13 protein-coding genes are annotated in these 14,944 nt (G+C 74.6%); 5 read left to right on the forward strand and 8 right to left on the reverse strand.

The genetic code is table 11. The features are described from left to right. Positions 1-6 precede the first annotated feature (6 nt). Genes ACY34I_RS21410 through ACY34I_RS21430 form a run of 5 tightly spaced genes read right to left on the reverse strand, consistent with a single transcriptional unit; the run spans position 7 to position 6,667 of the window. Positions 7-387, reverse strand: coding sequence for a DUF742 domain-containing protein (locus ACY34I_RS21410; RefSeq protein ID WP_462756781.1), 381 nt, complete (start codon positions 385-387; stop codon positions 7-9). Continuing rightward, on the reverse strand, positions 365-808 hold the full coding sequence (locus tag ACY34I_RS21415; RefSeq protein WP_462756783.1) for a roadblock/LC7 domain-containing protein: 444 nt from the start codon (positions 806-808) through the stop codon (positions 365-367). Before ACY34I_RS21415 ends, ACY34I_RS21410 begins: the two co-directional genes overlap by 23 nt. Continuing rightward, positions 805-2,826 (reverse strand): sensor histidine kinase, encoded by a 2,022-nt coding sequence (locus tag ACY34I_RS21420; protein ID WP_462756785.1) that lies wholly within the window; start codon positions 2,824-2,826, stop codon positions 805-807. The genes ACY34I_RS21415 and ACY34I_RS21420 overlap by 4 nt, the downstream gene beginning before the upstream one ends. After that, entirely contained in the window at positions 2,823-5,399 is a 2,577-nt protein-coding gene (locus ACY34I_RS21425; RefSeq protein WP_462756787.1) for a helix-turn-helix transcriptional regulator, read from the reverse strand. Before ACY34I_RS21425 ends, ACY34I_RS21420 begins: the two co-directional genes overlap by 4 nt. A gap of 5 nt (positions 5,400-5,404) precedes the next feature. Next, positions 5,405-6,667: an Hsp70 family protein gene (locus tag ACY34I_RS21430; protein WP_462756789.1), complete on the reverse strand. Its 1,263-nt coding sequence runs from the start codon at positions 6,665-6,667 to the stop codon at positions 5,405-5,407. 289 nt (positions 6,668-6,956) lie between these two features. On the opposite strand from ACY34I_RS21430, the gene ACY34I_RS21435 reads away from it, so the two are divergent. From ACY34I_RS21435 to ACY34I_RS21445, 3 genes are all read left to right on the forward strand, one after another. After that, positions 6,957-7,925, forward strand: a complete 969-nt coding sequence (locus ACY34I_RS21435; protein WP_462756791.1) for an IniB N-terminal domain-containing protein — start codon at positions 6,957-6,959, stop codon at positions 7,923-7,925. Positions 7,926-8,028: 103 nt separating this feature from the next. Beyond that, positions 8,029-9,888, forward strand: a complete 1,860-nt coding sequence (locus tag ACY34I_RS21440; RefSeq protein ID WP_462756792.1) for a dynamin family protein — start codon at positions 8,029-8,031, stop codon at positions 9,886-9,888. After that, positions 9,885-11,351: a dynamin family protein gene (locus ACY34I_RS21445; protein ID WP_462756794.1), complete on the forward strand. Its 1,467-nt coding sequence runs from the start codon at positions 9,885-9,887 to the stop codon at positions 11,349-11,351. Before ACY34I_RS21440 ends, ACY34I_RS21445 begins: the two co-directional genes overlap by 4 nt. On the opposite strand, the gene ACY34I_RS21450 is transcribed toward ACY34I_RS21445, so the two are convergent. The 3 genes from ACY34I_RS21450 to trxA form a co-directional block, all read right to left on the reverse strand. Beyond that, positions 11,265-12,167 (reverse strand): MFS transporter permease, encoded by a 903-nt coding sequence (locus tag ACY34I_RS21450; protein WP_462756796.1) that lies wholly within the window; start codon positions 12,165-12,167, stop codon positions 11,265-11,267. The two genes, ACY34I_RS21445 and ACY34I_RS21450, sit on opposite strands and share 87 nt — an antisense overlap. Beyond that, positions 12,164-12,604 carry a hypothetical protein gene (locus ACY34I_RS21455; RefSeq protein ID WP_148796772.1) on the reverse strand — a complete coding sequence of 147 codons (441 nt, stop codon included), beginning with the start codon at positions 12,602-12,604 and terminating at the stop codon, positions 12,164-12,166. The genes ACY34I_RS21450 and ACY34I_RS21455 overlap by 4 nt, the downstream gene beginning before the upstream one ends. A 221-nt stretch (positions 12,605-12,825) precedes the next feature. Beyond that, positions 12,826-13,188 (reverse strand): thioredoxin, encoded by a 363-nt coding sequence (gene trxA, locus ACY34I_RS21460; protein WP_148796770.1) that lies wholly within the window; start codon positions 13,186-13,188, stop codon positions 12,826-12,828. Positions 13,189-13,734: 546 nt separating this feature from the next. Between trxA and ACY34I_RS21465 the strand changes: the two genes are divergently transcribed. Beyond that, positions 13,735-14,250, forward strand: coding sequence for a MaoC family dehydratase (locus tag ACY34I_RS21465; RefSeq protein ID WP_462756799.1), 516 nt, complete (start codon positions 13,735-13,737; stop codon positions 14,248-14,250). A 175-nt stretch (positions 14,251-14,425) separates the two neighbouring features. Then, on the forward strand, positions 14,426-14,917 hold the full coding sequence (locus tag ACY34I_RS21470) for a hypothetical protein (protein ID WP_462756801.1): 492 nt from the start codon (positions 14,426-14,428) through the stop codon (positions 14,915-14,917). Positions 14,918-14,944 lie beyond the last annotated feature (27 nt).

The raw sequence follows: 14,944 nt of genomic DNA on the forward strand, positions 1-14,944 counted from the left end.
GCTGGCTCAGAGCGCGCGGAGCCCGGCGAGGATCGCCTCGAGCAGTTCCCGCGACGGCCTCCCGGACAGCGTCGGCGGCTCGTGCATCTCGATCAGCCCGGCCCCCAACAGATCGCCGAGCAGTACCCGGACGGTACCCAACGGCAGGTCCAGTCCGGCAGCTACCTCCGCCACCGACAGTGGACGCCGGCACCGCTCGACGATCCGGGCCTGTTCGGGAAACAGTTGCGCGGAGTCGGGCACCGCCCGTCGGGCGACCACCAGGGCGATGACGTCCAGTTGGCCGTGGTCGGACGCGGTCCGCCCGCGCGTCATCGTGTACGGGCGGGCCACCGGTCCGGCGTCGTCGTCGTACCAGGCCTCGTCATGGCCGCCAGTGGTCCGCACCGCTGTCCCCGCCTGTCGCCGCCCGAGCCGGAAGGTACACCGGCAGGTCCCGCTCGGCCTGCGCCGCGAAGAGCGCCACCTCGTACGCCATGTCGCCGACGTCGGCGTCACCGCCCATCCGGACGGTGAGGATTGCCCCGCCCCGGGTGGTGGCGACGAACACGAACGCGCGCGACATCTGCATGACCACCTGCCGCAGCGCGCCGGTGGCGCACACCCGGGTGGCGGCCAGACCCAACGAGTACAGGCCGCTGACCACGCTGGAGATCTGCTCGGCCACGTCATCCGTCACCTGTCGGGACCGGGCGAGCAGCAGGCCGTCGGGGGAGAGGATCACGGCGAACTCGGCCCCGGGCACCCGGTCGACCAGGCCGTCCAGGGCGGCGGTCAGGCTGTCCACGGTGGCCACTGGAGGTGTCATCTCGTCCTCTCGCTGCGTTCCCCGAGCGGGATCCCGGCGGTGTCGGGGCCGGTGGTGCCGGGTGCGGGCCGGCCGACCTCGGGGCGGCGCACCCGGGTGGGCAGCCCGCCCCCGTGGACATCCTCGGCCGACGTCCGCGGGCGCGGTACGCCGGCCGGCACCCGAGGCCGCGTCCCGGCAAGAGTGCCATCCTCGGGCCCGGTCCCGGTGACCAGGCCGACCGGAAGCAGCACGACGGCCGCGGTCCCGCCGCGGGGGCCCGGACGCAGCGAGACCCGGGCGCCGCAGCGGGCGGCGAGCAGGGCGGCGACGTACAGCCCGGCCCGGCCGGCGGGCGGGCCGTCCGGTGGCGGGTGGGCCAGCAGGTCGTTCGCCTCGGCCAGCGCGGCGTCGGTCAGGCCGGGCCCGTCGTCGGCGATCACCACGGAGCAGCCGGGCGGCCCCGGCTCACCGGCGACCCGTACGCTGGTGTGCTCCGGCGAGCAGGTCAGCCCGTTCTCGATCAGCTCGGCCAGCAGGTGGACGACGTCCGTGACGGCGCTCCCGGCGAGCGACCACGGCCAGTGCGGTGCGACCAGGACGCGGTGGTAGTCCGGCACCTCGGCGACCGCCCCGCGTACCACGTCGAGCAGCGGCACCGGCCGTCGCCAGCGGCGGGCCGGTGTCGCGCCGGCGAGGGTGACCAGCTTCTCGACGTTGCGCCGGATCCGGGTGGCAAGGTGGTCGAGCCGGAACAGGTCGGCGGTCTCCTCCGCCGCGCGATCGCGCCGCTCCATGGCGTCGAGCAGGTTGAGCTGGTCGTGCAGCAGGGCCTGGTTGCGCTGGGTGAGCCGCAGGAACAGCTCGCGGGTGGCCGCCTCGGACGCCGGGTCGCGCTGGCCGGCGGCATCGGGACCCGGCAGGTCGCCGGGGCCGGCCGGTGGAGCGCCGGCGGGCCCGGCTTCGACCGGCCGCATCCGGATCGTCGGGGCCTCGGTGAAGGGGAGCGAGGCCGGTTGGTCCGACCCACCGGCCAGCCGGCGCACGGTGCGGGACCAGCCGAACAGCACGACGAGCACCGCGACCAGCCCGAGCCCCACCACCGTGCCGGTCCGCGCGACCACCAGGGCGGCCCCCGGTGCGGCCCGCTCGACGCTGGTGCGCGCGGTGGTGATCACCAGTTCGCGCAGTCCGCTCAGCGCCGGGTCGACGGCGGCCCGCCAGCTCTGCGCGCTGATCCCGGTCGTGGCGCCGGCACCGGCCGTCCCGAGCAGTCGGTCCTCCAGTTCGCGCAGACGGGCGAACCGGGGACCCTCCACCAGCCGCCGGTGCTGGTCCTGGCCGGCGGCTGGCAGCTGCGCGGCCGCGGTGGTCCGGGCGTAGCGCTGGTTGGCCACCAGCTCGGCCAGCCGATGGCGCTCGTCGGCGCTGATCCGGCCGCCGATCAGGGCGGCGGTGAGCAGCGTGTCCTCCCGGGCGAGCAGTTCCCGCGCGCGGGCCAGCGCGATCACCGCGCCGGTCTCGCCGGCCAGCGTGGTCTCGCGCCCGCCCCACTCCGGGCCGTACACGGCGAAGGCGGCGTCGATTAGGTGGTCGTACCCGGCCACCGCGCCGGCCCGGTCGAGCCGCCGGTCGTCCACCGCGGCCCGGAGGGTGGCCAGCCCGGTCAACCGGCGGACGAGTTCGCCGGCCCGGTCCCGGACCGCGCCGGCGGTGAGCAGCCGCAGGTCGCGGCCCTCGGTGAACGCGCGCACCGGGTCGGCCGCCCGGTCGGTCCGGTCGCGCGCCGCGGCCAGTTCGGTGCGGGCCCGGCCGGCCCCGGCCAGCGCCTCGGCGGTGAGCCAGCGCTCCGCCTGCAGGTTGAGGATCAGCAGGTCGGTGGGCTGGCCGAGGGTGTCCGCCAGGGCCCGGACCCGGACCAGATCGGCGGCGTCCCGACCGGTCAGGACCGCCGCGTACGCCCAGAGGGTCAGCAGCACGGTCGCCAGCGTGGCGAGCTTCAGCCGGATCCGCCGGTCCGCCGGCGCCGGCTGGCTCACCGTGCGGCCCGTTCCGGCCACGGCTGCCGGCCCGCGCTGCTCGAGCGGTCGGCGACGACGGTGCGCAGCAGCGCCAGCAGCTCCGCCCGGTTGGCGCAGTTCAGCCGGGTCCGCATCCGCGCCACGTGGTGCTCCACCGTCTTGGCCGAGATGAAGAGCCGGTCGCCGATCTCCCGGTAGGTCAGTCCGGCCAGCACCAGCTCGGCCACCTCGTGCTCGCGTTCGCTGAGCCGGTGCTGCGCGGGGTCGGTGACGGCGTCGGCAACCCGTGCCGTCCCGTCGCCCGCCGTGGGCGGCTGCCCGCCCCGGGCGGTGGCGGGCCGGCCCTGGAGCACCCGCGCGCACTCCAGCAGGCTGGTCATCGCCCGTCGGTCGGAGGTGCGGATCGCGGCCTGCCCGGCGAGGCGGGCGGCGTCCCAGTAGAGCCCGGCGTCGTGGAGTCCGCGGGCGGCGGCCTCCACCCGGACCGGGTCGACCACGCCGCGCAGCACCTCGACCCAGTTCGCGGCGGCCGCGGAGACCACCGCGGCGTACCGGCTGTGGTCGGCGGCGGCGAGCAGGGCGGCGACGTGTTCGTCGGCGACCGCCGGTTCCTCGGCCAGGATCGCGGCGTGCAGCCCGGTCCAGTGCAGCGGCGCGCTCCACAGTGCCGGGCCGCCGAGCCGGTCCAGCAGCAGCCAGGCCTCCCGCAGGTACGGCTCCAGCCGGCCCAGGTCGCCCAGCCGGGCGCCGACGACCGCGAGTTCGCCCAGCGGCAGCAACGTGAACAGGTCGACGGGGTGCCGGACCACCGCCTCCAGCGCCGGTCCCCAGCCCTGGTGCAGCGCCCCGAGGTCGCTGTTGCGCCGGGCGATGCCCAGCCGGAGCGCACTGGCCAGAAGCAGGTCGCGGGACTCCAGCGGGCGCTGGTCGGCGGCCACCGCGGCGAGCCCCTCGGCCGCGGCGGCCGTGTGGCCCCGGACCATCAGGATCCAGGCCTGCAGCAGCCGGTGTCGGCGGGCCATCAGCGGCCCGCCGATGCCGGTCGAGACGGCCCGGTCCAGCACCCCCTCGGCGATGTCCAGCTCGGCACAGTGGATCGCGGTCAACGCGGCGAGCGCGGCCGGACTGTCCGGCAGGAGCACCGCCCGCCCGTCCGGCTCCAGCAGCGCGGCAGCCTGCACGAGCGTGGAGAGGGCGGTGGTCGGCGGGCCGGTGAGGCTCTCCCGTACGCCCTCGGCCATCAGCCGGGCGGCGCTGGCGTGCAGGGTGGGCGGTCCCCCGGCCCGGTCGTCGCCGGGCATGTCCGCGGCGGCGGCCGGGCGGCCGACGGCGAGCGCGCCGACGGCGGCGAACGCCGCGGCGGAGGGGCTGCCCGACCACCGGTACAGCTCGACGCTGCGGCTCACCTGGCCGCGGTGCGCGAGCGCCGTGGCGGCCACCGTCGCCGCCTCCACCCGGTCCTCCGGGTCGGCGGCGGCGAGCAGCCGGTCCGCCAGCCGCAGAGCGGCGTCCAGGTCGCCGGCGAGCGCCGCGGCGACCGCCTGGCGGGCGCCGGCCGGCAGTCCCGCCGCCGTGGCCGCGGCGAGCAGTTCGGCCGCGAGGGTGGGCTCGCCGCTCAGCGCCTCCTCGGCCGCCGCCTGCAGCGCGGGGGCGGGGCAGTCGCCCAGCACGCCGGCCGCGCGCAACGACAGGACCAGCGGGAGCACCGCGGCGCCGCGGCCGAGCTGCAGCTCGGTGAGCCGGCGCCAGACCGCGGTGCGTTCGGTGGCCGGGCTGAGCGCGATGACGGCCCGTCGCACGATCGGCGAGAGCCGGCCGTCGGCGCCTAGCAGGCCGGCCGCCCGGGTGGCGGTGACCAGCTCCTCCACCGCGTGGGGCGTCCGGTCGAGCAGCACGCCGAGCAGGTCCGCCGGCAGCGGCACGCCCGCGGCGACGGCCAGCAGCAGCCGCCGGACGCCGGATGCCAGCTCATCCAGGTCCGGCCCGAACTGGAGGACGGCCGGCCGGGGCGGTTCGGTCGAGACGGTGACCGGCTCCTCCTGCCCGCGCAGCCCGCGGACCAGCCGCTCGACGTCGCGCGGGACGCCGCCGGTCTGCGCGTGGACGAAGGCGACCAGGTCGTTCCGCCGGCCCAGTTCGGGCACGCCGGCGAGGTACGCGCCGGTCTGCTCGGGGGTGAACGGGGTGAGCACCACCTGCTGCCCGTCCCGCTTCAACGCGTCGGTCAGCTCGGCCAGCGCCGCCGACCGGGGCCACGGGCGGTAGCCGACGAGCAGCCGGTACCGGCGGGCGTCCACCAGCCGGCGCAGCGTCTCCAGCCGCGCGTCGTCGAGCAGGTGCGCGTCGTCGACCAGCAGCACCGCCTCGGGGTCGACCTGGCCTGCCGGGCTCGGGACACCCTCCAGCACGGTTGCCCCGGCTCGCTGGTGGGCCCGCGCCAGCTCGGTGAGCAGGGCCGTCTTGCCGTGGCCGCCGGGACCCGTCACGCCGACGGCGAGGGGCGTACCGGGGTCGGCCGCGACCGCCCCGAGCAGGGCCGTCGACCGCTTGCCCAGCACGAGCCGGGCCTCCGCCACGCTACTCATGATCATGGTGGTCATCCTTCGCGCCCGCGCCCCCGGGCCAACGCCAGGCGGGACGCCTTCGGCAGGTTCAGCGGACTGATCCGGACCGGGGGACGGGGTGGTGGCTCGCCGTGGCGGGCGTGGTGGTGCTCGTGGTGCCGCGCCGGGACGGCCGGTGCCGCCCCGGCGCCGCTGACCGGCGTGGCCGGGGGCGCCGACACCGGCCGGCGGGGGCGCGGGGACACCACCTGGCCGGCGGCGAGCGCCGCCCCGGTGGCGGCGGTCAGTTGGGGATCCGGCTCCACCTCGACGGGGACGGGGAAGGCCGCGGCGACCAACTCGGTGACCAGCGGGATCCGGGCGGAGCCGCCGGCGAGCAGGACGCCGTCGAGCTCCGCCGGTGTCAGGCCGGCGGAGTGCACGGTCCGCACCAGCAGGTCGACGGTCGCCCGCACGGCTGGCCGGATCAGGTCCTCGAACTGCGTCCGGGCCAGCGGCACCCGGACCGGCCCCGTCGGCAGGGTCAGCATGACGTCGGTCTCCGTGACGACGGTCAGCTCGCGTTTGACCCGGTCGCACTCCCGCAGCAGCCCGCGCAGCGGGTACGTCTCCGGTCGTGCGGTGCCGGTGAGCTCCCGCCCCAGCAGGGTACGGACGTGCTCGGCGAGCGCCTCGTCGAAGTCGGTCCCGCCGAGCGGGTCCAGGCCCTGCGGCAGGCCGAACGCCTCGTACGTGCCCCGCGGGGTGCGGCGGACCAGCGCCGCCTCGAAGGTGCTGCCGCCCAGCGCGTAGACGGCGGCCGTGGTGCCCGGGAAGCCGCGCGCCGCGTGGCTCTCGGCGACGGTGACCGGGCGGGGCAGCAGCGTCACGTTGCGCAGGTCGAGGTGCCACAGTGCCCGGTGCAGCAGATCGCGTCGGTGTGCGCCCCACGCGGCCGGGTGGCTGAGCACGATGGCCTCGGCGAACTCGCCCTCCCGGGCGGAGACCCGCTCCACCACCCACGCCGCCAGTTCGGCGACCAGGTTCTCCGGCGGGCACGGCTCGCCGCCGAGCAGCAGGGGCACGTCGTCGCCGACCCGGCGGACGAAGTCGCGGGTGGTGCGGCCGGGGTCGTCGGTGGTGGGCTCGCCAACCGTGAGCGACCCGTCGGGCAGCAGGTGCAGCACCGACGGTACGGCGGGCGACCCGGAGTCCAGCGCGACGACCTCGGGGCGGGCCCAGGTCTCGCCCCGCCGCCGGGCGATGGCTGCGACCGTGCTGGTGCTTCCGATGTCCATTCCCAGGACGTACGGCATGTGTTTCTTCCTCCACCGAGAGTGGCCCTGGCGACGGTGTCGACACCGTGGCGACCCACCCCGGCGAGCCCCGTGAGCTCCTACTTTCGTACCAGAGATGACTCCCGTCCCGGTACCCTAACTCTAGCCGGACCGGCTCCCCCTCTCCCCCTAACGCACGAGGGGGAGAAGGCCCTAATCCGTTCCCGGTCGTTGCGGGTCGCTCCCCGATGACCACAGCGGCCCCCCGGCCATAGCTTCAGTGTCGAAGCACGACGGTGCTGACGCTACGTTCGAGGAGAACCGGCCCATGGATTCGCAACAGAGCCTGCATGTCAACTCGCAGCAGTCGGTGGATTCGTCCCAGACGCTGCACGACTTCGTGCTCAACCTGCTCACCGACCCCGACGCGCGGTCGGCCTTCGACCTCGACCCCGAGGGCGCGCTGCAGGCCGCGGGGCTCACCGACGTCACGGCTGCCGACGTGCAGGACGTGGTGCCGCTGGTGGTCGACTACGCCGCCCCCGGGGCGGGGCTCGCGCCGCTTGCTCCGGTGGCCGGGCAGCTCGGGCTCGACCCGCTGGCGAGCGACACCAGCGACGTGGTCGGCCAGCTCGCCGCCGTGCCGCAGCAGATCAGCGTCAACAGCTCCCACGCCGGGGTGGACGCCTCGGCCGGCGCGCTGGGCGCCATCGCGGTCGACCCCGCCGGCCTGTACGCCGGGGCGGCCGTGCTGCCGGGCATCGGCCTGGGTATCGGGCCGGGTGGCCTCGCGACCGACCTGACCGGGGCGCACGACGTCGCGCACACCCTCGACTCCGACGTGGTGGGCACGGTGGACAACGCCGTCGACCCGATCGTCGGGGACCTCGCCGGTACGGCCGGCGACCCGCTCGGCACCACCACCGACGCCGGCGCCGGCCTGCTGCACGGCGACGGTGCCCTCGGCGGTGACCTGGGCCTCCTCTCCGGCACCCAGGCCCAGGTCAACGGCGTGGTCGGTTCGCTCGGCGTCGACCACACCCTGGGCGGGCTCGGCCTGGGTGACGGCGCCGCCGGCGTGGTGCCGCCGGTCCACGTGCCGGCCACCGTGGACGGCGTCACGCAGCACGTGAACGGCGCCGTGTCCGGCGTCACCGGCACGGTCGACGGGGTGACCGGCACGGTGGGCGGCCTCACCGCCGGGGTGACCGGCGACTCCGGGGTCCACGGCAGCGCCTCGGTCGACGGCGACGTGCACGCCTCCACCGACGGCGGCCTGCTGGGCGGCCTGCTCTGACGGAGTTCCAGACAGGAGCGGGAGGCCGGCTCGACGGCCTCCCGCTCCTGTTCCGCTTCGGGGCCCACTTGATAATTGAGCCGAAATCCGCACACTTGGTGCAGTGATCGCGGCGATCTGGCTGGACGTGCTCGACGAGATCGCCCGTACGTGCAGCGCACACGGGCGAGGTGACCTGCTTCAAACGGTGCGCCGGAAGCGGGTCCAACTGCTGGACCCCAGGTTGCGGGTGCTGGTCATCGGCGAGTCGCACCAGGGCAAGAGCCAACTGATCAACGCCATCATCAACGCCCCGGCCTGCCCGGTCGGCGACGGCCACACGACGATGCTGCCGACCGTGGTGCAGCACGCCGAGGTGCCGTCGGCCGCCGTGGTGCAGACTCCGCCGGCGACGCCGGCCCGGTCCGCCGGCAGCGCGGTCCCGGTGACCACCGAGCGCATCCCGGTACCGCTGGACCGGGTCGCCGCAGGGGTGGCCGGCGCGCTCGGCCGCCGGGCCGGCGGTGGCCCCGCCCATGTCGAGATCGGACTGCCCCGCGGCCTGCTCGGCGCCGGACTGGTGCTGGTGGACACCCCGGGCACCGACGAGGTCGCCGCGCTCGGCGCGGCCGGCCCGACCGCCGCGCCGGCCTGGGCGGACACCGTGCTGCTGGTCTCCGACTCCACCCGGGAGCTCTCGGCCGGCGAGCTGACCATGCTGCTGCACGTGGCGCGGTCGCACCCGAACGTGGTGGTGGTGCAGACCAAGACGGATCTCGTACCGGACTGGCGCGCGGTCGCCGAACGCAACCGGCAGCACCTGGCCGACGCGGGCGTGCCCGCCCCGGTCATCCCGGTCTCGGCGGTCCTGCGGCTGCGCGCGGCCGTCGCCGACGACCGTGAGCTCAACGCCGAATCCGGCTTCCCCGTGCTGATCGCCCGGTTGCAGCAGGACCTCGCCGGCAAGTCCGACCGCCTGGCCCGGGCCGCGGTCGGCGTGATCGCGCGGACCGTGGTGGAGCAGCTCGCCGCGCCGCTGCGCGCCGAGTTGGCGAGCCAGGAGGCCGAGGAGCAGTCCGGGCCGATCTCCCGGTTGCACGCGGCCCAGCGCGAGGTCGACGAGCTGCGTCGCTGCTCCACCCGGTGGCAGAACACGCTGGCCGACGAGATGGGCGACCTGCTCTCCGACATCGAGTACGACCTGCGCGACCGGACCCGGCAGATCCTGCGCCAGGTCGAGGAGGCGTTCGACGAGGCGGACCCGCTGGTCAGCTGGGACGCCTTCCAGGAGTGGCTGGAGCGCAGCCTCCTGGAGGCGGCGGCGGCGAACCACGAGTGGCTGGCCCAGCGCTGCGACTGGGCCGCCCGCCGGGTGGCCGACACCTTCGCCCGGTACGGCGATGACGTGCTGCCGCCGTGGTCGCTGACGACACCGCCGGATCTCGACGACCGGCTGCCGGAGATCGAACGGCCGCAGATCGACCGCTTCACCCCGAGCCAGAAGCTGATCACCGGCATGCGTGGCTCGTACGGCGGCCTGCTGATGGTCGGTCTGGCGACGACGCTGGCCGGGATGCCGATGATCAATCCGCTTTCGATCGGCGTGGGCGCCCTGTTCGGCGGCAAGAGCATCCACGACGAGAGCAGGCAGCTGCTGCGCCGCCGGCAGGCGGCCGTCAAGACGGCGATCCAGCGGCACGTCGACGACTTCTTCGTCCGGATGACCAAGGAGCGCCGGGACACTGCCCGGCAAGTGCAGCGGATGCTCCGCGACCACTTCACCGCGCTCACCGAGGAGCTGCAGGAGGCCATCATCCGGTCGTTCCGCAGCGCCAAGCAGGCCGCCGACACCGACGCGGCCGTCCGCGACCAGCGGCAGCGCGAGATCCGGCTGAAGATGACCCGGCTGGCGGCGCTCTTCGAGCAGGCTCAGCAGCTGACCGGCGGGCGGGCCGCCCCGGCGTCGCTGGGGCCCCGGGCATGACCGTCGGGCTGCGGCTGGACGAGGCGGTGTGGGGGTTGCTGCACCAGGCCCTCCAGCTCTACCGGGACAATCCGCGGGCCACCGACCGTCTCCGGCACCAGTTGGCCCGGCTGGAGCAACCGCTGCGGATCGCGGTCGCCGGCCCGTGGCGGTCCGGCAAGTCGACCCTGCTGAACGCGATCATGGGCGAGGAGGTCGCGCCGGTCGACGGGGTGGACGGCAGCAGCGTCTTCACCTGGTACGAGGACGGGCCGCAGCCGAGTGCCACGGCGTACTCGACCAGTCATCCGCCGCAGGAGCTGGCGATCGCCAAGTCGGCGACCGGGATGCGGGTGGACCTGGTCGGCTGGCGGGCGGGCGAGCTGCGGGACATCGTGGTGCAGTGGCCGACCCGCACGCTGCGCCAGGTGACGCTGATCGACACGCCGGCCACCAACCTCGACGAGCAGGGCCGGGCGCCGGTGATGGAACGGGTGCTGCGGGACGCGGACGCGGTGCTCTACCTGACCCGCGACGGCCGCGACAGCGACCTGCGGGTGCTGGAGACCAGCCGGGAGAGCGCCGTCGGGCAGGCCGCCGCGGTGAACGTGGTCATGGTGCTGTCCCGGGTGGACGAGACCGGCGGCGGACGGATCGACGGTCTGCTCACCGCCCGCCAGCTCGCCCGGCGACTGCAGCGCGACCCTCGGGTGAACGCGCTCAGCGTGCTCGTCGTCCCGTGCACCGGCCAGCTCGGCCTGGCCGGCAGGATCCTCAGCGAGTCGGACTACGCCGTGCTCGCGGAGCTGGCCCGGGTGCCCCGCCCGGAGCTGGAGCCGCACCTGCTCTCCGCCGACCGCTTCGTCCGCGGCGAGTTGCCGGTCCGGCTGGACGCCGGGGTACGCGCCGCGCTGCTGGACCGGCTCGGGCTCTTCGGGCTGCGGCTGGCCACCACGCTGATCCGTACCGGCTGTGACAGCCGGGCGAAGCTCTCCGCCGAGCTGATCCGGCGCAGCGGCCTGACCGAGCTGCGCGAGTCGATGGCCCGTTGCCTGATCGACCGCCGGGACACGCTGAAGGCGCGGTCGGCGCTGGCCGCCGTGGAGGCGCTGCTGCGGGCCGAGCCCGGCCGGGGTACGGACGAGCTGCTCGGCCGGGTCGAGCAGATCCTCGCCGGGGCGCACGAGTTCCGCGAGCTGCGCCTGCTCGCCGCGCTGCGTACCAGCCGGCTCGGGTTCGACGCGGAGTTGGCGGCCGAGGCGCAGCGGCTGGTCGGTGGCGACGGGGTCGGCCTGGCGGCCCGGCTCGGCGTCGAACACGACGCGACCGTGCAGCGGCTCTGGGAGGTCGCCGCCGAGGCGCAGTGGCGGTGGCGGAACCGCGCGGAGGACCCGCTGCTACGGCTGGCCCAGCGGCGCGGCGCCCAGGTCGTCGCCCGCAGCTGCGAGGGGATGATCGCCGAGCTGGCCGAGGGCGGCCGGTGACCGCCGGCGGCGGAGCAGGCTGATCGGGCGGACCCGCTCCAGCGGCAGGAAGCTGGTCATCGCCACCAGGTGCGGCGCGAACGAGATGGTGATCGTCGCGATGGTCACCAGGTGGAAGGAGTAGAAGAAGCCGACCGCGGCCAGTCGCCACCGCTCCGGGAGCACGAAGACCAGCGGGCTGAACAGCTCGAAGGCGAGGATGCCGAACTGGGCGACGATCAGCAGGTGCGGCACCTGGGCGACCAGGTCGGCCAGGTCGGTGCCGCGCCGGATGATCGCCCGGGCCAGCACCGAGCCGGTGGCCCAGTCGAGGCCGCCGAAGCGGAACTTGGCCCAGGCGGCCAGAAAGTAGGTGCAGATCACCGCGATCTGGGTGACCCGCAGTGCCCAGCCGCCCGCCTCGGTACGCGTCGGGTCGCCGTGCCGGGCACGGCCGGCGGTGGGCAGGGCGGCCAGCGCGACGAGGAGCCCGAACCGGTCGTGGTCGACCTTGCCGTAGCTCATCGCCACGATCATCCACTCGAAGTAGAGGGCGAAGACCGCCCAGCCGAGCAGTCGGGGTGCCCGCCCGGTCGCGGCGAGCAGGGAGAGCGCCAGCAGCACCCAGAAGATCACGCCGACCAGGGCCGGGGTGGGGGTGGGCAGCGGGAGCAGCCGGCCGACCAGCAGCGGCTGGTAGAGGTCGCCGGGCACGTCGACCCGGGTGCGTACCCAGGGGGTGAAGACGACCAGGTCGGCGGCGACGAAGAGGTAGACGAGGGTACGGAAGGCGGCCACCCGGCCGCGCGGGATCGCCTCGGTCAGCCAGCGGGTCACGGGGTGGCCTGCCAGCGCACGGCGGTCCGGTCGGTCCAGCGCCCGGTCGGGCGGCCGCCCTGGATGTCGTACCAGCGGACCACGATGCGGACCTCGACCAGCGCGGGGGCGGCGGGGTGCCGTTCGGCGTACGCGTCGGCGACCCGGCGCAGCAGGCTCGGGTCGGCGGTGTAGCGGTCCTGCTGGCCCTCGATCTCGGCGCGGCGGATGCCGGTGGCGTCCTGGCCGAGCGGGACGAGCGCACCGGTGCGGTCGACACCCTCGACCCGGGTGTCCGGCGCGGGCGCGTCCGGCGGGTCGGAGGTGGAGTACATCCGGAACGGACCGAACGGAAAGTCGTCGTCGGTGCCCCGGACGGTGCCGGCGAGGAGCAGCGCCAACCCGAGCACGGTGGCGCCCAGCCGGACGCGGCGCCCGCGGGTGGTCAAGGTCTCCATCGGCTGGTCACGATACGGGATCGGGACCTGCCCACGGCCTCCTTCCGTCGTCCAGTCCTCGCTGGCCGTGTCGCTTGGTCCCGCCGGCCGGCCGGCAGCCGACGCGGCCCGCGGGCGAGCCCGGCCGGGCGGCGGAGGTGGGCGCGGCCCGGTGCCCGGGAGACGACGACGGCCGGGCCCCCGGGAGCGGGGACCCGGCCGTCACCGGAGTCGTCAGTGGGTCAGTGCTTGTGCTCGGCCAGCTGCTTGCGGACCTCGTCCATGTCCAGCTTCTCGACCTGCTCGATCAGGTTCTCCAGCGCGGACTCCGGCAGGGCGCCCGGCTGGGCGAAGACGATCACGCCGTCCCTGATCGCCATGATCGTCGGGATCGAGCGGATGTCGAACTTGGCACCCAGCTCCGGCTGCGCCTCGGTGTCGACCTTGCCGAAGACGATGCCCGGGTGTTTGTCGGACGAGCGCTCGTAGACCGGGGCGAAGCGCTTGCACGGGCCGCACCAGTCGGCCCAGAAGTCGACCAGGACGATGCCGTCCTTCTCGGTCACCTCGTCGAAGTTGGCCGTGGTCAGCTCAACCGTTGCCATTGCTCTCTCCGATCAGCGCGGATTGCCTACGTCCGATGGAACCAGGGCGGACGTCCTTCCATTCCCGTGACGTACGCGACGAAACGCAGCGCAGCGCTGCGGTGACGCTGGGAGGTATCGAGCGAAATCTGTCTCATCAGGCATGCGGATCGCAAGTGCACGTCGCATTTGCGTGACCGCCCGTGATGGGAGCGCTTCCAGAGAGATCGACGCGATCGAGTCCGGTGAATCAGCAATCTGACGCTTGACAAGGAGGTATCCGACGTGCAGAGATCGCTTCCTACGCGGGCATCCGTCACGCACCGTATTGTTACAAAAGGATAAATGTGATGTCCGTCTCTGTTGGTATGGCGTTGCCGTGCGGCAGAATCTTGGGCATCAGAGCGTGGGCGGCGGGTGCCGGGGAGGGCCCCGCCGCTCATTGCGTCTCCACCCGGATCGACCCCGGTGTGACATTTCCGCATCGCCAGCGCCCCTGTCGCCGCCTTAACAAGCGGTAAGGCATGCTGTGCCGAACTCCATCGCCGTCCGTCGAAGGGGACAAGGATGCAGTTCGGCCGCTACTACGAGGAGTTCGAGGTCGGCGCGGTCTACCGGCACTGGCCGGGCAAGACGGTCACCGAGTACGACGACCACCTCTTCTGCCTACTCACCATGAACCACCATCCCCTGCACCTGGACGCGCACTACGCGGAATCGGCGACCCAGTTCAAGCGGAACGTGGTGGTCGGCAACTACATCTACTCGCTGCTGCTGGGCATGTCGGTGCCGGACGTCAGCGGCAAGGCGATCGCCAACCTGGAGATCGAGTCGCTGCGGCATGTCGCCCCGACCTTCCACGGCGACACCATCTACGGCGAGACCACGGTGCTGGACAAGCGGGAGTCCTCCTCGAAGCCGGACCGCGGCGTGGTCGCGGTGGAGACCCGGGGCTACAACCAGGACGGCACGCTGGTCTGCGTGTTCCGCCGCAAGGTCATGGTCCCCAAGAAGGAGTACGCGGCCGCAGCCGCACCCGAGGGCGTCGACCCGGAGCGGCCCAGCTTCCCCGAGCCGCGCTGACCTGCCAACGTAGGGCGCGAAGGACCCCTTTCCGATCCGTGGGGAAGGGGTCCTTTTTCCGTTCCTCGGCATATGCTGACGCCGGAGGTCCCGCGATGAGCGAGCGGAGCGAGCGAATCATCAGGCTCAGCGCGTCGATGCCTCATGCCACCCCCGAGCGAAGCGGGGCGGCGGCATGAAACCCTCCGTCGCTGGGGAGCCGCCCTCTGCCGGACGCCGCGTCGCGCCCCTGACCACCGCCGTCTACTCCACGGCGGAGTGGGATCTGTTGACCGACCTGCCGGGTCGGGTCCTTGTCGCCGCCGCCTCGCCCGGGCCCGGACGCCCGCCGCGCGGGGTCGCCGCCGGGCTGGCCGGCCTGGATGCCGTGGCCGCCGGCCGGGCCTTCGACAGCGACCTGGTCCGGGCCGTGGTCTCGGCGATCTACGCCCGCCACGACGGCGCCACCGACCGGGACGAACGCCTCACCGACCTGGTCGACCTGCTCGCCGCCTGCCGGGCCGCGGTCCGGGTGCTCCGGCGGCGGGCCGACCCCGCCGACGCCGCCGCCTACCGGCAGTGGGTGGAGTCGGTCGCGGCCCGGGTCTGCCGGGCCGGGGAGGCCGGGGCGAGCCCGGCCGACCGGCGCTTCCTCGACCGGCTCGCCGGCGCGCTCGACCTGCGCTGACCGCCAGCTTTGCGGCCCGGCCGGCCG

Source organism: Micromonospora sp. RTBAU3-60, from assembly GCF_054963695.1.